The sequence below is a fragment of the uncultured Brachybacterium sp. genome (assembly GCF_947500705.1).
In the GTDB taxonomy this organism is placed as follows: domain Bacteria; phylum Actinomycetota; class Actinomycetes; order Actinomycetales; family Dermabacteraceae; genus Brachybacterium.
The window spans coordinates 578,998-605,387 of the sequence record NZ_CANMSY010000001.1; the positions used below are offsets into that span (position 1 = coordinate 578,998).

Sequence of the window (26,390 nt, forward strand, 5' to 3'; positions counted from 1 at the left end):
TCATAAATCTTTGGTGCGAGCCAAGCGCTACTTATGCTCGGCGGCGTCCTCCTCGGAGGGCACCCGCACACCGCCCCCGCCCCTCACCGCGTGTGCTGCGCTCACCCGCGGCTCGCGCCGGACCAGGTCGCCGACCCCCGCCTGAAAGGTGCCCCACCGATGACTGAGACCCTTCACGAGGCAGCCCCCGCTGCGCGACCGATCGAGGAGTCCTTCGATGCCTCGGTGTCCGGAGATGCCTCGGTGTCCGGCGGCGCCTCGGTGTCCGGCGGCGCCTCGGTCTCCCACGCCGCAGCCGGCAGCTCCGCGTCCAGCGACGCGACGGACCGGGACGCGACGGCCTGGGACGCCGCAGCCTGGGACGTGCTGCTCGCGGAGGCCTCTCAGCAGGTGCGGCAGCGCGAGGCCGAGCACGTCCTGCCCCGCGCGCTGCTCGCTCAGCTGCTCCAGCTCGGTTTCGGCCGGGTCCGGGTGCCGGTGGCGCACGGCGGGTTCGGGTGGTCGCTGCGCGAGACCTTCGAGCACCTCACCGACCTCGCCGCCGCGGACTCCCACCTGGCCCACCTCTTCCGCGGGCACTTCGTGCTGCTGGAGGAGGTGGCGCTGTTCGCGGAGCCCGGGGAGCGCGAGCTCTGGTTCGCCCGCGCCGTCGCCGGGGACTTCATCGGCAACGCCCAGTCGGAGAAGTCCGAGACGCTCGACATCGCCACCACTCTCACCCGCGAGGGTGACCGGCTGGTGCTCAGCGGCACCAAGTACTACACGACCGGGAGCATCTACGCGGACTGGATCGATCTGCTCGCCACCAATGAGGACGGTGACCTCGTGCTGGCGACGGTCTCCACCGACCAGCCGGGAGTCGTCTCCGAGGACGACTGGGACGGATTCGGCCAGCAGCTCACCGGCACCGGCACCACGCATTTCACCAGCGCCCTGGTCAACCCTGCACACGTGCGCGGCACCGACCGATCCACTGTCGAGGGCCAGCTGCGGCAGGGGCTGTTCCAGCTGGTCCTGCTCGCGGTGATCGCTGGGATCGGTCAGGCCGCCGTGAGCGAGTCCGTGACCTATGTCCAGGGGCGGCGCCGGCTGTTCGGTCGCCTGGGAGCCACCGAGGTCCGCGAGGACCCCCTCGTCCAGGACACCATCGGCTCCGCCTCCTCAGGGGCCTTCGCCGCCCGCACCCTGGTCCTGGCCGTCGCCGAGCGCTGGGATCAGATCATCGGCCTGCATCAGGAAGGCCTCGCCACGGAGGCGGACTTCCGTGAGGGCAAGCGCGACGTCTACCGGATCCAGGGCGAGATCGTCGACCGGGTGCTCGCGCTGACCACCGACCTCTTCGAGGTCGGCGGTGCCTCGCAGGTGTCCACGCGGCACGGCTTCGACCGCTTCTGGCGACATGCCCGCACCGTCGCCTCCCACAACCCGATGAAGCAGCGACGCCGACTGATCGGCGCCTATGAGCTCGGAGTCGAAGAGAGCGCCGAGCAGTTCGGGGACGTCGCACCGACGACTCCCGCTCCCTCTGCCACGCCCCGTGACCTCACCGCACCAGGAGCCCACCGATGAGCGACAAGAACCACCCCGCCGCGCAGGACCCCGCCTCCCAGCGGCTCGAGGAGGCCCTCGCCCGGGCCAGCTCCGAGGACGGCAGGATCCGTCGACGGCGCATGATCGGCGGCGGGATCGCCGCGGTCGCCGTGGTCGGTGCGGCCTCCGCCTGGGGCCTGGCCAGCCGTGGCGGGGCCGACACTTCCGCCTCGGGCGGCACCGCCGGCGGCTCCGCCGCCGGCGACGCCCCCGGCAGCCCGGTGAGCGGTGGGACCCTCGTGTACCTCGACGCCGAGGCGAGCCGCTCCACCCAGCCGCAGGGCGCCGGCACCTGGCAGGACTCCGCCTACCTCGAGAACATCGCCGACCGCCTGATCTGGAAGGACCCGGCCACCGGCGAGCTGCAGCCCTACATCGCCGAGAGCTGGGAGATCTCCTCGGACGGACTCACCTACACCTTCACCATCCGTGAGGGCGTGACCTATTCCGACGGCACGTCGCTGGATGTCGCGAGCGTGGCCCGGAACCTCCAGTGGCAGGCCGACGGCGATGAGGCCAAGGGCATCCAGCCCTCGATCCAGTGGCCGCGGCTCGACGCGATCAGCACCGCGGGCAGCACCGTCGCCGTGACCCTGCTCGAGCCCTACGCCGAGTTCCTCGACGTGCTCTCGGGATGGGCCGCCGTGCTCGTCGCAGATGCCACGATCGATGCACCGCTGGAGAGCCAGCAGCAGATCACCGGGATCATCGGCAGCGGCCCGTTCGTCGTCGAGAGCGAGAAGTACGGCGAGAAGATCGTGTTCGTGCGGCGGCAGGGCTACGACTGGGCCCCGCCGAGCCTCGCGCATCAGGGCGAGGCGCGCCTGGAGCGCATCGAGGTCCACGCCGTCACCGACGACACCACCCGGCTGGGCACCCTCCGCTCAGGACAGGCCGATCTGATCCGCTACATCCAGCCCGCCGACGAGCTCCAGCTCGCCGAGGACCCGTCCTTCCAGGTCCTCTCTGCGCAGGGCATCGGCGCGACCAACCATTGGCAGCTGCGGGTCTCGATCCCCGCGCTGCAGGACGTGCGCGTGCGCCAGGCGCTCCAGATCGGCATCGATCGCGCCTCCCTGGTCAGCGACCTCTACACCGAGAACTGGGCGGTCGCCCGGAGCGTGGTCACCGAGGACGCCTTCGGCTTCGTCGACCTCAGCACCCAGCTCGCCCACGACCCCGCCGGAGCTGCCGCCCTGCTCGATGACGCCGGCTATGCGGACGTCGACAGCGAGGGCTATCGCAGCCGGGATGGCGAGCGCCTGTCGCTGATCACCGTCATCGATGTCTACGACTCGACCGCCAAGCCGCTGTACCAGCTGGTCCAGTCCCAGCTCAAGGAGCTCGGCATCGAGCTGACGCTGCGTGATGCGGACTACTCCCAGGTCTCGGAGGCATACGCCGCCCCCGACGTCGCCACGGTCCGCTCCGGCTGGCCCTACCCGGCGACCTGGGCGACGCTGCGCACCCAGTGGGGGTCTGAGGGCACCGACACCTTCTCCCTCGACGGCGCCGATCCGATCCTCGATGAGCTGCTCGCCGCGCAGGCCGTCGCGACGGATCCCGCCGAGCGGTCCGCGCTGCTGGCGGAGCTGCAGCACCATGTCATCGAGAACGCCTACGTCCTCCCCCTGCTCAAGGACTCCCAGATCTTCGCCGCGCAGAGCGATGTGCAGGACTTCTCCTGGAGCGCCGAGGCGAGACCGCTGTTCTACACCACGTGGCTCGACCGCCCGTGACCCCGTGAGGAGAACCCCCACCATGCGCTCCCGTTATCTCGTCACCCGGATCCTCCAGGCCGTGCTGGTCGTGGCCATCACCTACCTGCTCACCTACTGGGTGCTGTTCGCCCTGCCGGGCGATCCGGTCGCCAATCGCCTCGACAACCCGCAGAACCCGGTCCCGCCCGGCCAGGCGAAGGCGATCCTCGAGTACTACAACCTCGATCAGCCCGCGCTGCTGCAGTTCCTCATCACGGTCGGGCGGCTGCTCCAGGGCGATCTCGGCTACTCGCTGGGGACCGGGCGCGCCGTGAGCGACATGCTGCTGCAGGGTCTCGGTTCGACCCTGCTGCTCGCGCTCGCGGCGCTGGTCGTCGCCGCGGTGATCGCCACCGGGGTGGGGCTGCTCGCGGTCTTCGCGCCCTGGGGGCCGGTGCGCAGCCTCGCCCGTCTGGTGCCGACGCTGTCCCTGGCCACGCCCAGCTTCCTGATCGGCCTGCTGCTGCTGCAGATCTTCTCCTACCAGCTCGGCTGGGTCTCCTCCCTGGACACGGAGAGCCTGACCAGCCTGCTCCTGCCCGCGCTGACCCTCGGCATCGCCGCCAGCCCCTCGATCACCCAGGTGCTCATCCAGGGTCTGACCGAGGCGAACGGGAGGCCCTTCGTCCGGGTGCTCCGCTCACGGGGCCTGTCCCATCGTGCGATCGCCGCCCGCCATGTCGTCCGCAACGGGTCGATCCCCGCGCTGACCCTGCTGGCCCTGACGATCGCGGATCTCCTCGCCGGCTCCGTGATCGTGGAGTCGGTCTTCCACCGCGCAGGGCTCGGCTATGTCACCGAACAGGCGGTCCGCTCGCAGGACGGACCGATCGTGCTCGCCGTGGTGCTGCTGGTCTCCTCGCTGTACTCGCTGGTCAACCTCGCCACGGACCTGCTGTATCCGGTGATCGATCCCCGGATCAGCATCACCGAGTCACGTCTGGGAGCCGGCGCCCCGGCCTCTCGCTCCGCCCAGCCCGCCCTGACCGAAGGAGCGTGACCCCGTGACGAGCATCCTCTCCCCGGCGACACCCGCGAGCCGTCGTACACCGCCCCGCGCCCCCAGGGGCCTGGCCTCGCACGGCTCGGCCTCCCTCGGCATCGTGGACATCGCCGCGATGCTGCTGCTGGCGCTGCTGGTCATCGCGGTCCTCGCGCCCGCTCTGCTCGCCCCCGGCGACCCGCTCGGCACCGCGACCGCGCAGGCGCTGGAGGGCCCCTCGCTCACCCACTGGCTGGGCACGGACTACCTCGGCCGCGACGTCTACACCCGGATCGTCCACGGGGCGCGGACCTCGCTCAGCGCCTCCGCCGTCGCCGTCGCGGTGGGTCTTGCGGGCGGTCTCGCCCTCGGCATCGTCTCGGGCTACCTGGGCGGCTGGGTCGATGCGGTGGTCAGCCGCCTGATCGATGTGCTGCTGTCCGTGCCGGGCCTGCTGCTGTCGATGGTGATCATCGTGGCCCTGGGCTTCGGGGCGATCAACGCCGCGATCGCCGTGGGCATCTCCTCGATCGCGAGCTTCGCCCGGGTGACTCGCGCCGAGGTGCTCACCGTGCGGACCTCCTCCTATGTCGAGGCGGCGCAGCATCAGGGCTCCTCGCGCCCGCGCACCCTGATCCACCACATCCTCCCCAACGCGGTCGGCCCGGTCGCCTCGCTGATACCGCTGCAGTTCGGCGGCTCGATCGTCTGGATCTCCTCGCTGAGCTTCCTGGGCTTCGGCGCGGTGCCTCCGCACCCCGAGTGGGGACTCCTGGTCGCCGAGGGCCGTCAGTACCTGCTCTCCGCCCCCTGGCTGCTCCTCGCTCCCGGAGCGGTCATCGTCATCACCGTGCTCGCGGCATCCCATCTGCAGGGTGTCCTGGGAAGACTCCGGAGGACCACCGCATGACCACCGACGATCTCACCCTCACCCTCCCCACCACCCCTGGGGCCGACACTGCTGGGGCCGACACTGCTGGGGCCACCGCAGCTGGAGCCACCGTTGCTGGGGCCACCCCCGGCGTGCCCACCACGACCACGGCGCCGCCCGCGATCGCGGTGGATGCCCTCAGCATCGGCTACTCGAGCGGCGGACGGATCGTCCCCACGGTCATCGAGGCATCCTTCGAGGTCCCCACCGGCAGCACCACCGCGCTGGTCGGTGAATCCGGATCGGGCAAGACCACGATCGCCTCCGCGATCAGCGGCCTGCTCGCGGACAACGCTCGCTGGCTGACCGGCGGCGTCCACCTGCTCGGCCAGGACGTCTCCCGCCTCGGCGAGCGCGGCTGGCAGGCGGTGCGGGGCAGCATCCTGGGCTACGTGCCGCAGGATCCGCTGGGCTCGCTGGATCCGCTGCAGACGGTCGGAGGGCATGTCGCCGAGTCGGTGCGTCAGGCCCGCAACGTCCCTGAGCGGGAGGCACGACGGATCGCCCGGGAGCTGCTGGAGACCGTGCACATCGCCGATGCGGAGCGGAAGCTCGCGGCGTATCCGCATGAGCTCTCCGGCGGACAGCTCCAGCGCGTCCTGATCGCCGGCGCCCTCGCGGGGAATCCGAGCGTGCTGATCGCCGATGAGCCCACCTCCGCACTCGACGTCACGGTGCAGAAGCGGGTGCTGGACCTCCTCGAGGAGCTGCGAGAGGGCCTGTCCCTGTCGGTCCTGCTGATCACCCATGATCTCTCCCTTGCCGCAGAACGCAGCGACCGGGTCGTCGTGCTGCAGCATGGCCGCGTCGTCGAGCAGGGCGCCTCCACGGACGTGGTCGCGCGCCCCGCCGCCCCGTACACGCTGCAGCTGTTCCGCGATGTCCCGGCGATGACCCCGCAGAAGTACGCGGCGACGCAGGCCGCGCTGCAGACCCGGCGGGAGACCGCCGGGACCGGGACCGCAGTGCAGGTCACCGCGCTGTCGAAGTCGTTCGACGGCGCCCACCGGGTGCTCGAGGACGTCGATGTCACGGTGCGGCGCGGTGAGATCCATGCGCTGGTCGGAGAATCGGGGTCCGGGAAGACCACCCTCGCCCGGATCATCGCCGGGCTGACGGCTTTCGGCGCCGGCACCGTCGAGGTCTCGGGAACGCCGCGGCCGCGCACTCCCGCCGTCGTCAACCCCGACCCGTCCGCGCTCCAGCTCGTCTACCAGAATCCGCTGGCCGCGCTCGATCCGCGCCGCCGCGTGGTCGACCTGGTCGCGGAACCGCTGCGCATCGGCGGGACCGCGAGGGCGGAGGCGCGCTCCCGCGCCCAGGCGCTGCTGCGGCAGGTCGGGATCTCCGAGGAGGCCGCGGCGAGGTACATCAGCCGGCTCTCCGGCGGGCAGCGCCAGCGCGTCGCCATCGCCCGCGCGCTGATCCTCTCCCCGTCCACGCTGGTGCTGGATGAGCCGACCTCCGCGCTCGACGTCACCGTGCAGGCGCGGATCATCGATCTGCTCTTCGCGCTGCGCGCTGAGGATCCGGCGCTGACGATGGTGTTCATCTCCCACGACCTGAGCCTGGTGCGGCAGATCTCCGATTCGATGACGGTCCTGCAGCGTGGCCGGGTCGTGGACCAGGGCCCGGCCGCGGAGGTCTTCGCCTCGCCCACCTCCGCCTACACGCGTCAGCTGATCGAGGCGATCCCCCGGGCGCCGGTGGTCAGGGAGTGATCCCCGTGCCGTGCTTCTCGATCGCCATCTCGTAATAGCGCAGCAGGTCGTCCGAGGCGTTCTCCCACGAGTACTTCTCCGCCTCGGCACGGGCGGCCCCACGGATGCGTCCGCGCAGCTCGCCGTCTCCGAGGCGGGTCAGCGCCGCATCCAGGCTCGCCTCGTCCCCGGAGTCGAACAGCAGTCCGTCCAGCCCGTCGGTGACCTGCTCCATCGTCGGCCCCGAACGCGCGGCGACCACCGGGAGCCCGGAGGCCATCCCCTCGAGGATCACCAGGCCCAGGGTCTCGGTCACGGAGGGGAAGACGAACCCGTCGGCGCTCGCGAAGGCGCTCGCGAGCTCCTCCCCCTCCATGAACCCGGGGAACAGCGTCGAGGTGCCGGCGAAGAGCTGCTCGAGCTCGCGCCGGTACGGGCCGTCCCCGACGATCGCGAGCGCCACGTCCTCGCGCCGCTCCATCATCGGCCGCAGCGTGTGGATCTCCTTCTCCGCGGCGAGCCGACCCACGAACACCAGGAGCTTCTTCTCCGGATGCCCCTGGGTGAGACGCTCCCGCATCTCCGCCGAAGCGAAACGGGGATGGAAGGCCTGCGTGTCCACCCCGCGGCGCACCACGTGCAGGTTCGCGATCCCCTGGGTCTCGAGCTCGGCGCGCATCGTCTCCGAGGTGGCGATGTTGATGTCCGCGAGCGCGTGGTTGCGCCGGATCTGCCACCACACGGGACGCTTCCCCCAGCGGTAGGCCCGGTAGAGGTCGAGGTAGCGCGGGATATGCGTGTGATAGCTCGCGACCAGGGGAATCCGCTGCCGGTGAGCGGCGAAGGCCCCCGAGGAGGCCAGCAGCAACGGCTGGGCGGCGTGGACCACGTCCGGGTGGAATCCCCGGATGATGCCGTCCACGGTGGGATTCGGCAGCGTGAACCGGCGGTGCTTGTAGAACGGCAGGGTCACGGGCTTGACCCCCACCACCCGCGCTCCGCGGTACTCGGTGACCCCGAGATCCGGCGCGACGACCATGACCTCGTGGCCGAGCTCGGTCATCCGTTCGACGGCGTGGCGGAGCCTGGTCACCACGCCGTCGACCGACGGCAGGAAGGTCTCCGTGACGATCGCGATCTTCACGGGGTGGCGGTCACTTCCAGGTCACGGTGGGCATGACCAGCTCGCGCTTGACCCGGTCCGTGTTGTTCATCGCGACCTTGAGGACCTCGGTGAGGTGCTCGTCGGTCAGCAGATGCGGCTCCAGACCCAGCGAGAGCAGGTTGGTGTTGACCGCGTTGTAGTAGTGGTCGTACTTCTCCACACGCGGGTTCTCGGTGGTCGCGAGCTCGACCTCGTTGCCGAGGGCGGCCGCGACCTTCTGCACCTTCTCGGCCAGCTCCTTGACGGAGAACTGCTCGGTGAACTGGTTGTAGACGCGGAACTCGCCGACGTCCGCGGGGTTCTCGCAGGCGATCTCGATGCAGCGCACGGTGTCCTGGATGTCCAGGTAGCCACGGGTCTGGGAGCCGTTGCCGTAGACGGTGAGGTCGTGGCCGATCGCCGCCTGGACGATGAAGCGGTTCAGCGCAGTGCCGAACACGGCGTCGTAGTCGAAGCGGTTGACCAGGCGCGGATCCAGACGGGTCTCATCGGTCTCCAGGCCGTAGACGACGCCCTGGTTGAGGTCGGTGGCGCGGATGCCCCAGATGCGGCAGGCGAACATGATGTTGTCGCTGTCGTGCACCTTGGTGAGGTGGTAGAAGGAGCCGGGGGCCTTGGGGAACGGCAGGCGGTCCTTGCGGCCCTTGTGCTCGATCTCGATCCATCCCTCTTCGATGTCGATGTTCGGCTGGCCGTACTCGCCCATGGTGCCGAGCTTGACGAGATGGCAGTCGGGGGCGAAGTCCTTGATCGCCCAGAGCACGTTCAGGGTGCCCTCGACGTTGTTGCGATGGTTCTCGATGGCGTGCTCGCGGTCGATCATCGAGTACGGCGCGCTGCGGTGCTCGGCGAAGTGCACGAAGGACTCCGGCTGGATCTCCTGGAAGATCGACGCCACCGCGTCGTAGTCGGTGAGGTCGGCGATCCTCACGGCGATGTCCTTGCCGGAGACCTCCTTCCAGACCGCCACCCGCTCCTCGAGCTCGAGGATCGGGGTGACCGAGTTGGAGCCCAGCTCCTCGTCGATCTCGCGGCGCACCAGGTTGTCCACGATGGTGACGTCGTGGCCCTTCTGCGAGAGGTACAGGGCAGTGGGCCAACCGCAGAATCCATCTCCACCGGCGACGACGATCTTCATCTCGTGAGTCCTCCATCAGGTCAAAGTCCCGGCATGCGAAGGACGACGCAGCCGGATTGTGCACTTCCGTGTCCACCCATAACGTAGTGCAGGCCGGGCACCGCTCAAAGACGCGGGGACCTGGCCTGAACTGCGGAGGAACGGACCATGAACAACACATCGGACGAGAGCGCGACACGCCGCGCTCCCATGGTTGATTCCACTGTATCGCCCGCCCCCGAAGTACTGCTGGATGCTCCGCCGACCGCCCATGCACGGCTCCCCGCGGCGCCCCGGCACCCGACGCCCCGGCCGCCGACACCCCGGCCGCCGACATACCGTCCCCCGACTTCCCGTCCCGCGACAGCTCGACCCCCGGCACCCCGGCCGCTGCCGGACACGGCCCGGCGAGTGCTGGTGATGGGCATCGTGAACCGCACCCGCGATTCCTTCTTCGACGAGGGCCGCACCTGGGCGCTGGAGGCTGCGGTGGCCGCCGGGCTCGAGGCCGCCCGCGCCGGAGCGGATCTGATCGACGTGGGCGGGGTGAAGTTCGCTCCCGGGGAGCCGGTGCCGGTCCAGGAGGAGATCGAGCGGGTCGTTCCGGTGATCGACGCACTGCGCAGCGCGCTGCCCGCGCACGTGCTGCTCTCGGTGGACACCTTCCACGCCGCAGTGGCCAGAGCCGCGATCGAGGCCGGGGCCGACCTCATCAACGACACCACCGGACTCTCGGATCCGCTGATGGCGAGCACGGTCGCCGAGACCGGGGCATCGCTGGTGATCACCCATTCGACAGCGCGGCCCCGCCAGCCCCTCCCCCAGCCGCAGTACGACGACGTGGTCTCCGAGGTGCGGGACTTCCTCACCTCTCGCCTGCAGCGGGCTCTCGAGGCGGGGATCCCGCGGGAGCGGATCGTGCTGGACCCCGGACCGGACCTGAACAAGAACACCCTGCAGACCCTCGAGATGCTGCGAGCCTTCGAGCAGTACTCCTCACTCGGGCTGCCGCTGCTGGCGGCGCTGTCCCGCAAGGACTTCGTGGGCGAGTCGCTCGGCCTGCCCAAGGAGGACCGTCTGGAGGGCTCGCTCGCGGCCGCGGCGTGGACCGTCGGCCACGGGGCACGCATCCTGCGGGTCCACGATGTGCAGGCCACGGCGCGTCTGGTGCGGATGCTCGAGGTGCTCGCGGGCTGGCGCGATCCGGCCGGGCCGCTGGTCCACAACACCTGAGCGCACGCCGGCCCGTACCTGCACCGGCATCCGCACCCGCACCCGCACCCGCACCGTTTTGCTGCCGTGAGGACCGATGCCCTGCGGCACACCGGTCCTCTCGAGAGCAGAAGTGCACGCAGCCCGCCCGGCGCGGCGCGGCCCGCGTTCGGCCGGCCCGCGCGCGCCCGAGTTCGGCCGGCCCGGCCCGGCTCGGGCCGGGCCGACCAGGACCGTGCCACGCAGGACTGCTCAGCCGGCGAACTCCTCGAGCACCGCATCGGCCAGCTTCGGCATCACCTCGCGGTGCGCGTCGCAGAAGTCGTGGGAGGTGCCGACCACCAGCGCGAGCTCCGCCACTGGATCCACCCAGAAGGCGGTGCCGCGCATGCCGAAATGGCCCACGGTGCTCTCGCTGTTGCGGGTGCCGGTCCAGTGGGGAGACTTCGTGCCGCGCACCTCGAGTCCGAGTCCGAAGGGGTTCGGGCTCTGCTTCCCGAAGCCGGGCATGATGCCCACCAGCTCGGGGAACTGCACGCCGGTGAACTCGGCGAACCAGCGCGGCTCGAGCAGAGTGGGCTGGAGCAGCTCACCCGCGAAGAGCGCGAGGTCGGCGAGGGAGCCCTGGGCGCCGACGGACGCCGAGCCGCTCCATTGCAGGGAGTCCATGCCGAGCGGCTCGACGATGCGCTCCTGGATCCAGCCGCCGTAGTCCCGGCCGAGCGCCCGCTCGACGTGCCGGGCGGCCTCGTCGATGCCGAAGTTGGAGTAGTGACGGCGCAGGCCGGGGGCTTGCAGCGTGCTCTCGGACTCGTAGAAGTAGCCCGAGGCGTGAGCGAGCAGATGGCGCAGCGTCGCGCCGGGTGGGCCTGCCGGGTCCTCGAGATCCACATACCCCTCCTGCAGTGCCAGGGCAGCACCGCAGCCGGTGAGCGTCTTGGTGACCGAGCGCCAGGGGCGCAGCAGCTGGACATCGCCGCGCCGCTCCCGCTCCCCTTCCCGACCGAGCACGATCGCCGCGGCCTCGAAGCCGAAGTCGTCGAGCAGGTCCAGAGCGCTCATCGCGCCGTCCCGCCCCCGTCGCCCCAGCGCTCGAGGATCTGGTCGGTGAGGCCCGGCCAGACCCGCACGTGCTCGGGCCCGAACCGCTGCTCGCCGAGGAAGGCGGCGGTGAGGCCCGCGGCCGGGTCCACCCAGAGGAAGGAGCCGGACTGGCCGAAGTGCCCGAAGGTCTCCGGGGAGGAGCGCGTGCCGGTCCAGTGCGGATTCTTCCCGCCGCGGATCTCGACGCCCAGTCCCCAGTCGTTGGGCTTCTGCCGCCCGTAGCCGGGGAGGATCCCCGCGAGCCCCGGGAACTGGACAGTCGTCGCCTCACGCCAGAGGTCCTCGGGGATCAGGGTGGGGGCCAGCTGCTCCCGGCCCACGGCCAGCAGATCGCGGATCGACCCGCGGTAGCCGGCGGCCGGCGAACCGGTGACCTCGAGGTCGGTGAGGTCGAGTCCTGCGATGACGGTCTGCTCCATCCAGTCGGCGTAGTCGTAGCCGGTGGCCTCCTCGAGGTGCGCGGCGAGCACCTCGAAGCCCGTGTTGGAGTAGATGCGGCGGGCACCGACCGCGCCGACGGTCTCCTCGCCGTCGAAGGCGTAGCCAGCGGTGTGGGCGAGCAGATGACGCACGGTCGCGCCCTCCGGACCGGCGGGCTCGTCGAGGTCGACGAGGCCGCGATCCACAGCGATCAGGGCCCCCAGCGCGGCGAGCGGCTTGGAGACGCTCGCGAGGTCCCAGACCTGTGTGTCATCGCCCTGGAGCTGCAGGGTGTGCGCGGCGTCGGACACCCCCAGCGCATGCGCGAAGTCGATGTCGACGGGGATCTCGGGCGGGGTCTCGGTCTCCACGCGCTCAAATATGGCACATCCGACCCGAGCCGACCGGGCGCCACCGCCCCGGGACCACCGCCCGACGACTGTCCGGAAGGTCTCGCAGTCACCGATGCCATATCGTGATATGTCCGTTTTGCCTACATGACCAGGAGTACCGTCGACTACTCGACGGGAACTGCTGGAACTGCACGTTTTAACCCTTGTTTACCTCCCCTTGACCGGCGCATCATGGGTTTGACCGCTTGCCGACGAGCGTCCCGGACCCACGGCTCCCTGAACCGCCGGCACCTGAATACCGGCACCTGCACGAGGGGGACGAATGACGTATCTGGAGATCACCCGGAGACCTGATCACACCGATCGCACCGATCGCACCGATCGCACCGATCGAGCACTTCTGCCCATCGTTGCACCGTCACGCCGCGCCCTGCTGCTCGGGGTGGGCACGCTGGGCGCTGGTCTGGCACTGGGCTCCGGCGCCGCGACCGCAGCCCCGCCCACGCTCCGCAGAGGCAGCCGGGGGTCGGCTGTCAGCTCGCTGCAGCGGAGGCTGACTGCTCTGAAGTACTGGTGCGGAACGGCCGATGGCAGCTTCGGCCACCTGACCCAGCAGGCGGTGTTCGCGCTCCAGAAGGCGGCGGGCTTGGGTCGGGACGGGGTCGTGGGCCCGAAGACGTACCGGGCGCTCGACGCCGGCACGCAGCCTTCACGCCGGATCACCAGCGGCATCGGATTCGAGGTCGATCTGAGGAAGCAGATCATCATCGCCACCACCGGCGGCGCCCTGGCCTACATCCTGAACACCTCCACCGGCAGCGGCGAGCGCTACTACTCGGGAGGTCGATGGAAGACGGCGACCACCCCGCGCGGGAGCTTCTCGATGTACAGCCTGTACAGCAGGGGTTGGCAGAACGGCCCGCTGGGGAACCTCTACCGTCCCGGCTACTACGACCGCGGCTGGGCGATCCACGGATCGACCTCGATCCCCACCTACCCGGCCTCCCACGGCTGCTGCCGGATCTCCGTCGGGGCGTCGGACATGCTCTGGAGAAGCTCCTGGTTCGCCAAGGGCCGTCGCGTGCTCGTGTACTGAGCCGGGCCGGCCAGCAGGGTTGCCGGACACGACCGCCGGAGCGGCTGGGGAGGGGACGGCATCGCTGCCCCCTCCCCTCCCGGGCCCTGCCTCTTCACGAGCCCTGCACGATTTCCTCGCCGCTCCCGCGCCCGGCGGTCCCGGCAGGGACCTGCTCTCGCGATACGATCTGGTGGCGAGCAGCCTCATCGACCGACCTCGTCGATCGGCGCTCGCGCATCAGCGGACACAGCGACAGCGAAGGACCATCGTGGGGATCTTGGATCGGATCGAGCGCGGCCTCGACCGCGGCGTGACGAGCGTCTTCTCGCCCGGCCGCGGTCAGCTCAAGCCGCTCGACCTGGCGCAGGGGCTCAAGCGCGAGTGCGATGACCAGATCCAGGTGCTCGACCGCACCCGGACCCTCGCTCCCAACGTCTACACGATCTACCTGCACTCCCAGGACTACGACCGCTTCGACTCCTGGCAGGACACCCTGCTGGACGAGCTGCAGCGGGTGCTCACCGAACATGCCGACAAGCAGCGCTATATGTTCGTCGGCGCGGTCTCGATCGAGCTCGCCCGCGACGACGAGGTGCGCACCGGCCGGTTCGAGACCGAGTCCCGCACCGAGCGCGGCAGCGTGGCCCCGGCCACCGGCGCCGCGCAGGCGGGGGCCGGCGGCAGCCCGATCATCGAGATCGATGGGCAGCAGTACCTGCTGACCGGCCCGGTCACGGTGATCGGTCGCGGCGGCGACGCGGACATCATCCTCGAGGACACCGGGGTCTCCCGCCATCACCTCGAGCTGCGTGCGGAGGCGGATTCCACCCTGATCGCCACCGACCTCGGCTCCACCAACGGCACCTTCGTCGACGGCGAGCGGATCCGCACGCCCGTCGCGCTCCATGACCGCTCGCTGCTGAAGATCGGCCGCACCCGCCTGACCGTGCTGCTCCCCGCCGCTGGCCCGGTCAGCTGGTGAACGCCCTATGAGTGAACTGACACTGGTCGCCCTGCGTCTGGGCTTCGTGCTCGCGCTGTGGATCTTCGTGATCGTGGTGGTGCTGGTGCTGCGCAACGACCTCTTCGGCACCACCGTGGTCACCCGCTCGAGCCGGGATCCGCGCCGCGAGCAGCGCCCCGCCTCCGGGCCGATCGGCGGAGCGGCCGCCGAGGCCGGCAGTCCTCCCCAGCTGCGCACGGACCCCGAGGTCACCCAGGCCGCGATGGTCGTCACCGCCGGCCCGCTGCGCGGCACCTCGCTGACGTTGGGATCCACCCCGATCCTCATCGGCCGCGCTCCTGAATGCACCCTGGTGGTGGATGACGACTACGCCTCCAACCGCCACGCCCGCGTGTTCCAGCGCGAGGGCGAGTGGATGGTGGAGGATCTGGGCTCCACCAACGGCACCCTGGTGTCCGGTCGCCGGATCGAGGGCGCCGTGCCCTTCCGGCCCGGGGCCCAGGTGCGGATCGGCCGCACCGAGATCGAACTGAGACGAGGTCCGCGATGAGCATCGCCCTGCGGTACGCCGCCCGCTCCGACGTAGGCCTCGTGCGGTCCAACAACCAGGACTCCGGCTATGCGGGCAGCCACCTGCTGGTGGTGGCCGACGGGATGGGCGGCCACGCCGGCGGCGACGTCGCCTCGTCCGTCGCGATCGGCCGGCTCGCCCAGCTGGACTCCGAGACCCCTGCCTCCGACATCGTGGCCACCCTCGAGGAGAGCGTGCTCGCGGCCAACCAGGAGATCCTGCGGCGCGCCCGCGACGAGCCCCAGCTGCGGGGTCTGGGCACCACGATCACCGCCCTGCTCCGCGCGGAGGGCAAGTTCGCCCTCGCCCACATCGGCGATTCCCGCGCCTACCTGCTGCGCGGGGACGAGACCACCCAGATCACCAAGGACCACACCTTCGTGCAGCGGCTGCTCGACGAGGGCCGCCTGACCGAGGACGAGGCCGAGCGCCATCCGCAGCGGTCGGTGCTGATGCGGGTCCTCGGCGATGTGGATGCCGACCCCGAGCTCGACCTCTCGCTGCGTCCCGCCCATCCGGGCGACCGCTGGATGCTCTGCTCCGACGGTCTGTCCGGATTGGTCTCGCTGGGCACGATCGACGCGACCCTCAAGGAGATCGAGGATCCCGGGGAGTGCGCCGAGGAGCTGATCCAGCTGGCGCTGAAGGGCGGCGGCCCTGACAACATCACCTGCATCATCGCCGACGTGGTGGATCTGGACGCCCTCCCCCGCGGCGTCGAGGCCCCCTCCACCAGCCCGCAGATCGTGGGCTCCGCAGCCCGCAACCGCCACGCCCCGACGGCGGCCTCCGGGCCCGCCGCGAAGGCCGCGGCCCTGACCCGGGAGGAGCCCGAGGTCCCCTACGAGGACGAGGACTTCTCCACGGAGGAGCCGCCGCGCCGCAGCCCCTGGCCGGCGCTGGTGGCCCTGATGCTGCTGATCGCCCTGCTGGGCGGGCTGCTCTGGGCGGGCTACGCCTGGTCGCAGCGGCAGTTCTATGTCGGCACCGATGGTACCCACGTGGTTCTCTACCAGGGGATCTCGCAGGACCTGGGGCCGATCTCGCTGTCCGATCCCGTCGAGGTCACCGACATCGAGCTCGAGGACCTGCCCGAGGTGACCCGGCAGCAGGTCCAGCTCACGATCAACGCCTCCGACCGCCCCTCCGCGGACCAGATCATCGATCGCCTCGAGCAGGCCGCCACCGCGAACCAGCCCCCTCCCGCCATCTCCCCTGCTCCCTCGGATGCCGGTGGCGCCTCGGATGCTGGTGGCCTCGAGGAGGACGCCGCCGAGGACATGGAGCCCCTGCCCTCCCGTTCCGACCGCACGATCCCGCCGCCCGATGAGGGCGAGGAGACGTAGTGGCCACGATCGTCTCGTACACCGCACGTCCGCGGCGCCTCACCCAGAGTCTGCTGCTGCTCTCCGCGGTGGTCATCGGAGTGGGTGCCTACGCGCTGGTGGGCCTCGGCCGCTATGACGCGCTGCCCGAGAACCTCGTCCCGTTCGGGATCGGCGCCGCCGTGCTCGCGCTCGCCCTGCAGATCGCCGTGATGTGGCGGGCGCCCTACGCCGACCCCGTGATCCTGCCGATCGTGGTGCTGCTGAACCTGCTGGGCATCGCGATGATCGAGAGCATCCACGCGGCGAACCAGATCTATGGGATCCGCAGCTCGGGCAGCGCGGACCGGCAGATGCTGTGGGCGGTGCTCGGCGCGGCGCTGTGCATCACCCTGCTGGTGCTGCTGCGGGATCACCGTCGTCTGCGCCGCTATACCTGGATCAGTGCCGTGGTCGGCGGCGTGCTGCTGCTGCTGCCGCTGGCCCCGGTGATCGGCTCGGCCCGCAACGGCTCGAAGATCTGGATCTCGATCGCGGGCTACAGCTTTCAGCCCGCGGAGCTCGCGAAGATCGCCTTCGCGATCTTCTTCGCCGGATACCTCGTCTCCCGCCGCGACACCCTCGCACTCGCGGGACCGAAGGTGCTGGGCATCCAGCTCCCCCGCTGGTCCGACTTCGGTCCGATCCTGGTCGCCTGGGGCTTCGCGATGGCGGTGCTGGTGTTCCAGACGGACCTGGGCACCTCGCTGATGTTCTTCGGGCTGTTCGTGGTCATGCTGTATGTCGCCACGGACCGGCTCAGCTGGCTGGTGATCGGGGCGGTGATGTTCCTGCCCCCGGCGATCTTCGCCGCCACCCAGATGGGGCATGTGCGCACCCGCATCACCTGCTGGCTGGACCCCCTCTCGAGCGCGAACTACTCCTCCTGCGAGCAGATCAGCCAGGGACTTTTCGGTCTCGCCAACGGCGGGATCACCGGTGCCGGGCTCGGGGAGGGCCGCCCGGATGTGGTGCCCCATGCGGAGTCCGACTTCATCTTCGCCTCCTTCGCGGAGGAGCTCGGCATGGTCGGGGCCTTCGCCCTGCTGCTGCTCTACCTGCTGCTGGTGCAGCGCGCGATCCGCGCCGCCGTCGGCATCTCCGACGGCTTCGGCACCCTGCTGGCCGGCGGGCTCGGCTTCGTGATGGCCCTGCAGGTGTTCGTGGTCGTCGGCGGTGTGACCCGGGTGATCCCGCTGACCGGCCTGACCCTGCCGTTCCTCGCCGCCGGCGGCAGCTCGCTGGTGTGCAACTGGATCATCGCCGGGATCCTGGTGCGGCTGTCCGACGCCGCCCGTCGGCCCGCCGCCCGGCAGATCGCGGGCGCCACCGCGCCCACATCGCCGCGCGCAGGTCAGGAGGTGAGCGCATGAACAAGCCGCTGCGCCATGTCTGGCTGGTGACCGGGGTGCTGTTCATCCTGCTGTTCACCTCCACCACCTATTTCCAGGTGGTCGCCCAGGGGCGCCTGAACGCCCACGGCCAGAACGACCGCACCCTGTACAACGAGTACGGGCAGCATCGCGGTCCGATCGTGGTCGACGGCACCGCGATCGCGAGCTCCCGCGAATCCGGGGACACCTACGGCTACCTCCGCGGCTACGACCCTGGCCAGATCTATGCCCCGGTGACCGGCTACTACTCGGTGGTCTACGGCTTCACCGGCATCGAACGCTCGCTGAACGACACCCTCTCGGGAGAGGCCGACGCACTGTTCTACCACCGCATCTCCGCGATCCTCTCGGGCCGGCAGGGCCAGGGGGCGAGCGTCGAGCTCACCGTCGACGCCGCGGCCCAGGAGGCCGCCTGGGACGCCCTGGACGGACGTCGCGGCGCGGTGGTGGCGCTGGACCCGGAGACCGGTGCGGTGCTCGCGATGGTCTCCGCCCCGACCTTCGATCCCAACCTGCTCGCCTCGCACGACACCGCTGCGGTGAGCCGCGCCTGGACCGAGCTGAACGAGGATCCCGAGCGGCCGCTGACCAACCGCGCCATCGGGGGTGACCTCTACCCGCCGGGCTCCGCGTTCAAGCTGGTGGTGGCCGCCGCGGCGCTCGAGTCCGGCCAGTACACGGCCGAGACCGAGATCCCCGGCCCCGGCACCTATCAGCTGCCGAACTCCTCGGCAGTGATGAACAACCGTGCCTCCGGGGGCACCGAGCCCTGCGGCCCGGACGACGTCTCCACCCTGGCCGACGCGCTGCGCCAGTCCTGCAACACCTCGTTCGCGATGCTCGGGCAGGAGGTCGGCGAGGAGCAGCTGCGCGCGACCGCCGCGGACTTCGGCTTCGGGCAGCGGCTCGAGATCCCGCTGTCGGTCACCCCGTCGACGATCGGGGACGAGCTGGATGCGGCACAGCTGGCCACCACCTCGATCGGGCAGTACGAGACCCGGGTGACACCGCTGCAGATGGCGATGGTCGCGGGGGCCTTCGCGAACGACGGCGTGGTGATGGAACCGCAGCTGGTGCAGTCGGTGCGCACGAGCGACCTCTCCACCGTCGCCGAGCTCAGCCCCAAGGAGCTCGGCCAGCCCCTCACTGCCGCGAATGCCGCGCAGATGCGGCAGATGATGGTGGGGGTGGTCGAGGACGGCACCGGCTCGGCCGCCGCGATCGACGGCGTCGAGGTCGGCGGCAAGACCGGCACCGCGGAGTGGGGCGAGGATCGTGCCCCCCACTCCTGGTACGTGGGATATGGACAGCAGGGAGACCAGAAGATCGCCGTGGCGGTCCTGGTCGAGGAGGGCGGATACGGCTCGCGCACTGCGGCGCCGATCGCCAAGGACGTGATGGAGGCGGTGATCCAGCCATGAGGACCACACCAGGGCTCGTGCTCGAAGGACGCTACGAACTGATCTCGCTGATCGCCACCGGCGGGATGGGACAGGTCTGGAAGGGGCGCGACCAGGAGCTCGACCGCGAGGTCGCGATCAAGGTCCTGCGCGAGGAGTATGCGGGGGACGAGGGCTTCCTCAAGCGCTTCCGCGCCGAGGCCCGCCACACCGCCGCGCTCTCGCATGACGGCATCGCCGCGCTCTACGACTACGGCGAGCTCGACGGCCGCGCCTATATCGTGATGGAGCTCTGCCCCGGCAGGCCGCTGTCGGACCTCATCGAGGAGAACCCCGGCGGGCTGCCGGAGAAGCGCGTCCTCACGCTGCTCATCGAGCTCGCCCGCGCACTGGACGCCGCCCACTCCAAGGGCGTCGTGCATCGGGATGTGAAGCCCGAGAACATCCTGGTGGACGAGAAGAACGACTGGTCCATGAAGATCACCGACTTCGGCATCGCCCGCAGCAAGGAACAGGGGCGGCTGACGAAGACCGGGCTGGTGATGGGCACCGCCCAGTACCTCTCCCCCGAGCAGGCGATGGGCAAGCAGGCCACGTCGCTCTCCGACATCTACGCGCTGGGCATCGTGGGCTACGAGATGCTGGTGGGCCGCCGCCCCTTCACCGGGTCCAGCCAGGTTGAGATCGCGATGGCGCAGGTCAAGCAGCAGCCGCCGGAGCTGCCCGAGATGATCGCCGCCGATCTGCGGCGCCTGGTGCTGATGATGCTGGCCAAGGCTCCCGCGAACCGCCCCCGCTCGGCGGCGGCGGTCGCGCGCATCCTCGAGGCGATCCAGCGCGGGGTCGAGCCGCGCTTCACCACCGGCGCGATCCCGGTGACCCGGGTCGAGGACCACGACTGGACCGGGGAGAACCGGGTCCGACGCGGAGGCAGCGGCACCACCGGTGGTGGCGCCGACCGCGACAGCGCGTCTGCGGGTTCACCGCCCAACGGCTCGCCGGCCACGAGCTCGCCGGCTGCCGACAGCCCCCGCCACGGGACCTCTCCCACCGGGACCCGCACCGCGGCGATGCCGTTGCCGCTCTCCGGTCGCGGCCGCGGGATCCGTCACCGCTCCGCCGCCTCCGGACCTTCCGCGCTGTCCGCCGCGTCGGCCGGCTCCGCCCCGCGGCGATCCGCCATCTCCGCCCGCTCGGCCGCGTCACCGGCGCCCGCTCCCCGCTCCTCGCGGAAGCCGGCAGCGACCGAGCGGTCCCCGCAGTCCGCAGCCGGCGCGGGCCAGAGATCGAACAGTCCGGGATCGAACGGCCGGGGATCGAACGGTCCGGGACCGCACGGCACCGGGTCCGACGGCATGAACAGCACGCACGGCACGGGAGGGAACGGCCCGGACCGGGCCTTCGGGGCCGGTGCCTTCGACGACGTGGACACCGCGGCTTCCTCACGGACGGTCCATGGCACCTCCACCACCGGGCGCAAGGTGGTCGGCATGTCGCTGCCCGGACTGGTGCTGCTGCTCCTCGTGATCGTCGCGATCATCGCCGCCGTCCTGGGCGGACTGGGCATGCTCCCCTTCATCTCCGCCGACAGCGGCACCAGCATCGGGAGCGGGACCGGGGTCAGCCTCGAGGTCTGGGCCGGAGTGGATATGCCTCACCTCGTGGCTGGTGAGACCACGTCAGCTACTACCATGGTCGAATCGGTCGGTGTCGACCACGGCACGAGGACGGGTGTGGAGTGAGCGAAGTGAACGTGGTCCTGGGCGGCAGATACCGCCTGGGCAAGATCCTGGGAACCGGGGGCATGGCCGAGGTGTTCCTCGCGGAGGACACCCGCCTGCACCGCACGGTGGCCGTCAAGGTGCTGCGCTCCGACCTGGCCCGTGACGCGAACTTCCAGGAACGGTTCCGCCGGGAGGCCCACAGCGCCGCCTCGCTGAACCACCCCTCCATCGTCGCCGTCTACGACACCGGCGAGGAGCAGCAGACCACCATCACCGGGGCCGAGGTCACCATCCCCTACATCGTGATGGAGTACGTGCACGGCGACACCCTGCGCGAGCACATCAAGCCCGAGCAGCCGATGGATGCCCATCAGGCCGGCGAGATCATGGCCGCTCTGCTGAGCGCGCTGGAGTACTCGCACCGCGCCGGGATCGTGCACCGGGACATCAAGCCCGGCAACATCATGATCAACGAGGCCGGAGCGGTGAAGGTCATGGACTTCGGGATCGCGCGAGCGATCGCGGATGCGACCAGCGCGATGACCGCGACCCAGGCCGTGATGGGCACCGCCCAGTACCTCTCCCCCGAGCAGGCGCGAGGCCAGCTGGTCGATGCCCGCTCCGACATCTACTCCGCCGCCTGCGTGATGTTCGAGATGATGACCGGCCGCCCGCCCTTCACCGGCGACACCCCGGTCTCGATCGCCTACCAGCACGTGCGCGAGGAGCCGCTGGCCCCGTCTGCCTACAACCCGGTGATCACGCCCGCGCTGGACGCGGTGATCCTCACGGGTCTGGCCAAGGACCGTGAGGAGCGCTACCCCAGCGCGGTCGCCTTCTCCCGTGATATCGCCACCGTGGTCGCGGGCCGTACCCCGGCCCTGGTCGGCGGCGCGGTGCCGCGCGGTGGCGACGGCGAGGTCACCACCGTGCTGAGCCCCCTCGATGACGCCACCGAGGCGCTGCCCGCGATCGGTGCCGCCCGACTGGGCGCCGCCGGACTGGGTGCCGCCGGGGCGGGTGCCGCCGGAGTCGGCGCCACCGCCACGATGCAGGCCCAGAACTGGAGCAGTGGCTCCGCGCCGAGCCCCGCCACCGCCCCGCTCGCGCTCCGCACGGCCGACGAGGTCGAGGAGCAGGAGGACCATAAGAAGCCCTGGTGGCTGATCATCCTGGTGATCGTGGCCGTGCTGGCGCTGGTAGGTGCCGCGATCGCGATCTTCGACCCCTTCGGCGAACGCGGCCCGGAGCTGGTCGCGGTCCCCGGGGTGGTCGGCCAGACCGAGGAGGACGCGAGCACCATCCTGCGCGAGGTCGGGCTCGAGCCCGAGTTCACCCAGGTGGAGTCGCAGGACGTCGAGGCCGGGCTGGTCATCGAGACCACACCGGCCGAGGGCGAGGAGGTCGAGGCCGGTGCCACGGTCGCGGTGACGGTCTCTGCCGGGCCCGAGCCGGTGCAGGTGCCCGACGGGCTCGAGGGAATGACCCGTGACGCTGCACGGGAGGCGCTCGAGGCCGTGGGCCTGACGATGACCGAGGGAGAGACGGAGGACGTCCCGCAGGAGCAGGGCACGGTCTCCAGCACCCGCCCTCTGAGCGGCGCCACCGTCGAGAGGGGCTCCGCGGTGGAGGTGCGGCTCGCCTCCGGCAACGTCGAGATGCCCGACGTCGAGGGCACGCAGTTCGACCGGGCCAAGGAAACTCTCGAGGCACGCGGCTTCGTGGTGCCCGAGCCCTCGGAGCGAGAGGATGCGGAGGCGGATCCCGGTACCGTGCTCTCGCAGACCCCCGCCGCGGGCAGCGGCCTGGTGCCCTACGGCTCGAGCGTGGACCTCGTGATCGCTGCGGCGCCCGGGCCGGTGACCGTCCCGAACGTCGCCGGACGCACACTCGCGGAGGCGCAGGCGACGCTTGCCGAAGCCGGCTTCGGCACCGAGCCGGCCACCGAGTTCTCCGCGACCGTGCCGGAGGGCCAGGTGATCCGCACCGAGCCCGGCGCGAACGAACAGGCCGCTCGCGGGGCGCAGATCAAGGTCGTGGTCTCCTCCGGTCCCGAGCCGACCCCGGACCCGACCACGCCGCCCACGGAGGAGCCCACGGAGGAGCCCACCGAGGCCCCCTCGGAGGCCCCGAGCACGACGCCCACGGAGGAGCCCACCGAGGATCCCGGCGACGACAGCGCCCAGGGCAACAACGGCAACGGACAGGGCAACGGCGGTGGCAACGGCAATGGGAACGGCAAGGGGAACAGCAATGGGAACGGCTGAGCAGAACGCAGCGGATACGAGCACCGCCTCTCCCACCGGCGCCATGCCCCGCACCGCCCGGATCCTGGTGGTCGACAACTACGACAGCTTCGTCTACACCATCGTGGGCTACCTCGAGCAGATGGGCGCCGAGACGGTCGTGACGCGCAATGACGAGGTGCCGCAGACCGCCGACAGCTCAGTGGACCTGGGCGGGTTCGACGGGGTGCTCGTCTCCCCCGGTCCCGGCACCCCCACCACCGCCGGGCGCTCGCTCGAGGTGATCGGCGCCTGCGCCGCACAGACGGTGCCGATGCTCGGGGTGTGCCTGGGCCATCAGGCTCTCGGGCAGTTCTTCGGTGCCACGGTGGATCACTCCCCGCAGCTCATGCACGGACGCACCAGCGAGCTCACCCATCAGGGCACCAGCGTCTTCGCCGGGGTCCCCTCGCCGATGACAGCGACCCGCTATCACTCCCTCACCGTGGTGCCGGAGACGATCCCCTCCACGCTCGAGGTCACGGCCCGCACGGCCGACGGCATGGTGATGGGTCTGGCCCACCGGGAGCTGCCCCTGCACGGGGTGCAGTTCCATCCGGAGTCGGTGCTCACCGAGAACGGGCACCTGATGCTCGGCCGTTTCCTCGAGCTCTGCGACGGGATCGACGCCGTCGAGCGCTCCGCGGGCCTCGAGCCCCTGATGACCGCGGGCTGAGCCGCTCTCGTCCCAGCCCAGAGCGCCAGCCCACAGCTCCCGTGCCCGTGCCCAAAGCACGGCTCAGGACGCGGGCGAGGCCGCGCGCTCTCCGAGCTGCAGCGCGCCGACCAGCCCGTCGTTGAAGGGCAGAGAGGGCGCGATCGCCGGGAACACCCAGCCGAACAGCGCCACGATGAGCGCCGCCAGCAGCACCACGGTGAGCAGGATCCTCGCCCACAGCGGCCCGGGCAGGTGACGGAACAGCCAGCCGTACATCAGCTCTCCTCCTCAGACGTCGCGGGCACGCCGCCGGGCGCTGCCCCACCGTCGGACGCCCGACCGTCGGACGCCCCATCGTCGGCTCCCCCCGCCGCGGTCGCGAGGGCCTCGGGGATCCCGTCGGCCCGGTCGGTCCAGTACGCGAACTCCGCATGGACGATGTACCGCTCCCGCGCGGAGTACATCGGATGGCAGGCGGTCAGCGTGAGCATCTGCTGGGTGGGCTCGACGCCGGGCTGTCCGGGGGCCGGCGCGATCACCTCGATGTCCTGCGGCTGCACGATCAGCGACTCGGTCACCTCGTACACGTAGAAGGCGTCACCGGTCTCGACCACGATCGCGTTGCCGGGTTCGAGCCGGGCGATGTCCTCGAAGACCCGGCCGTAGGTGTTGCGATGCCCGGCCACCGAGAAGTTGCCCACCTCGCCCGGCAGGGCGGTCTCCGGATAGTGCCCGGCACCCTTGACGTTCAGCACCTCCTCGAGGCTCACGCCCTCAGCGAGCGGGAACGCCGGGCGGTCGAAGTCGGGAACGTGCATCTTGCCCCACACCATGGTGTCCGCGGGGGTCTGGACCGCCGGCGGAGGCCCGTCCTGACGGGGCGCGATCTGCTCGGCGTCGACCTCGCCCCACTCCTGCTCGAGGCCGTCGATGATGCCGGCCTGCTCGCGATCGGCGACCACATCCGTCCACCACAGCTGCCAGACCAGGAACAGCAGCAGCAGCACGCCGAGCGTGAGCAGCAGCTCGCCGAGGACGCCGACGAGGCCTCCGCCGCGACGACGCCGAGGGGAGGGGGTCATCGGATCACCGTCGCATCGACGGTCAAAGAGCCCTGGAAGGCGGGCAGGGTGGTGGTCTCGAGGTCCTCGACCTTCTCGCCCAGGCCCACGTGCTCCACCCATTCGCGGTACACCTGGACGCCCGGGGCCTGCTCGAGCGCGGCGGCCATCTCGTCCACCGGGCCGATCACGGTGATCACGAAGGGTGGGGAGTACACCCTGCCCTCGAGCAGGAGGGTGTTGCCCGCGCAGCGGAAGGCGCTGCCGTTGATCACCCGCTGGTCCTGCAGCATCATCGCCTCTGCCCCGCCTGCCCAGAGGGCGTTGATGTAGGACTCGAGGTCCTGCTGATGGACCACGAGGTCGTTGGGTTCGGTGCCCGGGATCGAGCCCAGCGCGCTGCTCGGCGCGTCCGTGAGGGTGATCTGGAGGCCGGGGCCGCTGACCTCGCTGAGGCCGACGGCGTCAGCTATCTGCGCGGTGCGCTCGACGGTCTCCGCACCGGCGCTGCGGCCACGCAGCTGTTCGATCTCGGCCCGCTTCTCGGCGTTCTCCTGCGTGATCTGCTCGATATCGCGGCCGCGCTCCTGGAGCACCCCGACCACGTCACTGCTCTCGTCACGGATGGACCCGCCGCTGGAGAGCCGGGCGGTGGTGGCGAACAGGACCCCGCACAGCACCATGACCACGGCCACGCCGATGCGGCCGCGGGAACCGCCCAAGGGGCGCCTGGAGCGCCCCTGTGACGGGCGCTCCGACGGGCGCTCTGACAGGCGCTCCGAGGGTCGCTCGGAGACAGGGTCCACACCGTCTGCGTCCATCGCCCCTCCTCACCTCGCACCCTCGCCCGACGAGCATTACCCTAGGCCAAGGTTCACACCTGTGGACCTGCGCGGCACGCCCGCGAACATCGCCGCCCCGAGGGAGCACTGTCACATGGCCAGGAGCAGGAAGAAGTCGTCCGCTCAGACGGCGTCGAACTCGAAGGCCGAGGCCGCGTCGACGTCCCCCGCGGCCGCCGCGGAGGATCTCACCGCCTCCGCCGACGAGACGACGGAGACGAGCGCGAAGGACTCTGCTGCCAAGGTCACCACGGCGAAGGATGCGGCACCCTCACGACGCTCCGCGAAGGATCCGGTCTCGAAGGCCGCCAAGGGATCGAAGGGCTCCGCCGGCAAGGATCCGTCCACGGTCAAGGGCGGCGAGGTCAGCCAGAAGGCCAAGGACTCCACCCGTTCCACCTCGGTGAAGAAGGCAGCCGCCGCGGAGAGCTCCCGCAGCACCGGCCGCAGGGTCGCTGCGGCGACGCAGAACCCCAGCTGGCTCGCTCCCACCGCCGTGGTGCTCCTGGTCCTGGGCCTGCTCTACCTGGTCACCTACTACATCTCGTCGGGTCTGCTCCCGCTGCCGATCGGCGACTGGAACCTCGCGGCGGGCTTCGGCGTGCTGATGGTGGGCGGCGGCATGCTGATGTTCTGGAAGTAGTCACCGGATGAGCGGCGCGATGGGGAGTTCTCCCCACCGCGCAGATGCCCCTGCCCAGGTACCCTGATCGCA

Annotated in this window: 23 protein-coding genes; 16 read left to right on the forward strand and 7 right to left on the reverse strand. The window is 70.6% G+C overall.

Annotated features, from left to right (window positions below; genetic code table 11):
• Positions 1-159: 159 nt before the first annotated feature.
• The 5 genes from Q0937_RS02665 to Q0937_RS02685 are packed head-to-tail and all read left to right on the forward strand — an operon-like array spanning position 160 to position 6,984.
• A complete protein-coding gene (locus Q0937_RS02665; RefSeq protein ID WP_299299436.1) occupies positions 160-1,569 on the forward strand; it encodes an acyl-CoA dehydrogenase family protein in 1,410 nt (469 codons plus the stop codon).
• Positions 1,566-3,329 (forward strand): ABC transporter substrate-binding protein, encoded by a 1,764-nt coding sequence (locus tag Q0937_RS02670; RefSeq protein WP_299299438.1) that lies wholly within the window; start codon positions 1,566-1,568, stop codon positions 3,327-3,329. The genes Q0937_RS02665 and Q0937_RS02670 overlap by 4 nt, the downstream gene beginning before the upstream one ends.
• Before the next feature lie 22 nt (positions 3,330-3,351).
• Complete coding sequence (locus Q0937_RS02675; RefSeq protein ID WP_299299440.1) at positions 3,352-4,350, forward strand: ABC transporter permease; 999 nt, start codon at positions 3,352-3,354, stop codon at positions 4,348-4,350.
• Between the two features lie 4 nt (positions 4,351-4,354).
• The gene (locus tag Q0937_RS02680) at positions 4,355-5,242 is read left to right on the forward strand and encodes an ABC transporter permease (protein WP_299299443.1); all 888 of its coding nucleotides are present in this window, start codon (positions 4,355-4,357) and stop codon (positions 5,240-5,242) included.
• On the forward strand, positions 5,239-6,984 hold the full coding sequence (locus Q0937_RS02685; RefSeq protein ID WP_299299445.1) for an ABC transporter ATP-binding protein: 1,746 nt from the start codon (positions 5,239-5,241) through the stop codon (positions 6,982-6,984). The genes Q0937_RS02680 and Q0937_RS02685 overlap by 4 nt, the downstream gene beginning before the upstream one ends.
• Here Q0937_RS02685 and Q0937_RS02690 read toward each other — a convergent pair.
• The gene (locus Q0937_RS02690; protein ID WP_299299447.1) at positions 6,974-8,107 is read right to left on the reverse strand and encodes a glycosyltransferase; all 1,134 of its coding nucleotides are present in this window, start codon (positions 8,105-8,107) and stop codon (positions 6,974-6,976) included. The genes Q0937_RS02685 and Q0937_RS02690 overlap by 11 nt on opposite strands.
• 10 nt (positions 8,108-8,117) lie before the next feature.
• Entirely contained in the window at positions 8,118-9,266 is a 1,149-nt protein-coding gene (locus tag Q0937_RS02695) for an NAD-dependent epimerase/dehydratase family protein (protein ID WP_299299449.1), read from the reverse strand.
• A gap of 399 nt (positions 9,267-9,665) precedes the next feature.
• On the opposite strand from Q0937_RS02695, the gene folP reads away from it, so the two are divergent.
• Positions 9,666-10,478, forward strand: coding sequence for a dihydropteroate synthase (gene folP, locus Q0937_RS02700; RefSeq protein ID WP_299299451.1), 813 nt, complete (start codon positions 9,666-9,668; stop codon positions 10,476-10,478).
• Between the two features lie 231 nt (positions 10,479-10,709).
• On the opposite strand, the gene Q0937_RS02705 is transcribed toward folP, so the two are convergent.
• Together Q0937_RS02705 and Q0937_RS02710 are read right to left on the reverse strand one after the other, a co-directional pair.
• The gene (locus tag Q0937_RS02705) at positions 10,710-11,519 is read right to left on the reverse strand and encodes a serine hydrolase (protein ID WP_299299453.1); all 810 of its coding nucleotides are present in this window, start codon (positions 11,517-11,519) and stop codon (positions 10,710-10,712) included.
• Positions 11,516-12,352 (reverse strand): serine hydrolase, encoded by an 837-nt coding sequence (locus Q0937_RS02710; RefSeq protein ID WP_299299455.1) that lies wholly within the window; start codon positions 12,350-12,352, stop codon positions 11,516-11,518. Before Q0937_RS02710 ends, Q0937_RS02705 begins: the two co-directional genes overlap by 4 nt.
• Before the next feature lie 304 nt (positions 12,353-12,656).
• On the opposite strand from Q0937_RS02710, the gene Q0937_RS02715 reads away from it, so the two are divergent.
• From Q0937_RS02715 to Q0937_RS02755, 9 genes are all read left to right on the forward strand, one after another.
• On the forward strand, positions 12,657-13,430 hold the full coding sequence (locus Q0937_RS02715) for a L,D-transpeptidase family protein (RefSeq protein WP_299299456.1): 774 nt from the start codon (positions 12,657-12,659) through the stop codon (positions 13,428-13,430).
• A gap of 250 nt (positions 13,431-13,680) precedes the next feature.
• Complete coding sequence (locus Q0937_RS02720; RefSeq protein WP_299299458.1) at positions 13,681-14,394, forward strand: DUF3662 and FHA domain-containing protein; 714 nt, start codon at positions 13,681-13,683, stop codon at positions 14,392-14,394.
• A gap of 7 nt (positions 14,395-14,401) precedes the next feature.
• Positions 14,402-14,926 (forward strand): FHA domain-containing protein, encoded by a 525-nt coding sequence (locus Q0937_RS02725; RefSeq protein WP_299299461.1) that lies wholly within the window; start codon positions 14,402-14,404, stop codon positions 14,924-14,926.
• On the forward strand, positions 14,923-16,293 hold the full coding sequence (locus tag Q0937_RS02730) for a PP2C family serine/threonine-protein phosphatase (protein WP_299299463.1): 1,371 nt from the start codon (positions 14,923-14,925) through the stop codon (positions 16,291-16,293). Before Q0937_RS02725 ends, Q0937_RS02730 begins: the two co-directional genes overlap by 4 nt.
• Positions 16,293-17,684: an FtsW/RodA/SpoVE family cell cycle protein gene (locus Q0937_RS02735; protein ID WP_299299465.1), complete on the forward strand. Its 1,392-nt coding sequence runs from the start codon at positions 16,293-16,295 to the stop codon at positions 17,682-17,684. The genes Q0937_RS02730 and Q0937_RS02735 overlap by 1 nt, the downstream gene beginning before the upstream one ends.
• Positions 17,681-19,126, forward strand: a complete 1,446-nt coding sequence (locus Q0937_RS02740; RefSeq protein ID WP_299299467.1) for a penicillin-binding protein 2 — start codon at positions 17,681-17,683, stop codon at positions 19,124-19,126. The genes Q0937_RS02735 and Q0937_RS02740 overlap by 4 nt, the downstream gene beginning before the upstream one ends.
• Positions 19,123-20,847, forward strand: coding sequence for a serine/threonine-protein kinase (locus Q0937_RS02745; protein WP_299299469.1), 1,725 nt, complete (start codon positions 19,123-19,125; stop codon positions 20,845-20,847). The genes Q0937_RS02740 and Q0937_RS02745 overlap by 4 nt, the downstream gene beginning before the upstream one ends.
• Positions 20,844-23,096 carry a Stk1 family PASTA domain-containing Ser/Thr kinase gene (pknB, locus tag Q0937_RS02750; RefSeq protein ID WP_299299471.1) on the forward strand — a complete coding sequence of 751 codons (2,253 nt, stop codon included), beginning with the start codon at positions 20,844-20,846 and terminating at the stop codon, positions 23,094-23,096. The genes Q0937_RS02745 and pknB overlap by 4 nt, the downstream gene beginning before the upstream one ends.
• 43 nt (positions 23,097-23,139) lie before the next feature.
• On the forward strand, positions 23,140-23,790 hold the full coding sequence (locus Q0937_RS02755; protein WP_299299654.1) for an aminodeoxychorismate/anthranilate synthase component II: 651 nt from the start codon (positions 23,140-23,142) through the stop codon (positions 23,788-23,790).
• A gap of 63 nt (positions 23,791-23,853) precedes the next feature.
• On the opposite strand, the gene Q0937_RS02760 is transcribed toward Q0937_RS02755, so the two are convergent.
• The 3 genes from Q0937_RS02760 to Q0937_RS02770 are packed head-to-tail and all read right to left on the reverse strand — an operon-like array spanning position 23,854 to position 25,654.
• The gene (locus Q0937_RS02760; RefSeq protein WP_299299473.1) at positions 23,854-24,048 is read right to left on the reverse strand and encodes a hypothetical protein; all 195 of its coding nucleotides are present in this window, start codon (positions 24,046-24,048) and stop codon (positions 23,854-23,856) included.
• Positions 24,048-24,854 carry a class E sortase gene (locus Q0937_RS02765; RefSeq protein ID WP_299299475.1) on the reverse strand — a complete coding sequence of 269 codons (807 nt, stop codon included), beginning with the start codon at positions 24,852-24,854 and terminating at the stop codon, positions 24,048-24,050. Before Q0937_RS02765 ends, Q0937_RS02760 begins: the two co-directional genes overlap by 1 nt.
• Positions 24,851-25,654: a DUF881 domain-containing protein gene (locus Q0937_RS02770; RefSeq protein WP_299299477.1), complete on the reverse strand. Its 804-nt coding sequence runs from the start codon at positions 25,652-25,654 to the stop codon at positions 24,851-24,853. The genes Q0937_RS02765 and Q0937_RS02770 overlap by 4 nt, the downstream gene beginning before the upstream one ends.
• A 115-nt stretch (positions 25,655-25,769) precedes the next feature.
• Here Q0937_RS02770 and Q0937_RS02775 point away from each other — a divergent pair, with 115 nt between their 5' ends.
• Positions 25,770-26,318: a cell division protein CrgA gene (locus Q0937_RS02775; RefSeq protein WP_299299479.1), complete on the forward strand. Its 549-nt coding sequence runs from the start codon at positions 25,770-25,772 to the stop codon at positions 26,316-26,318.
• Positions 26,319-26,390 lie beyond the last annotated feature (72 nt).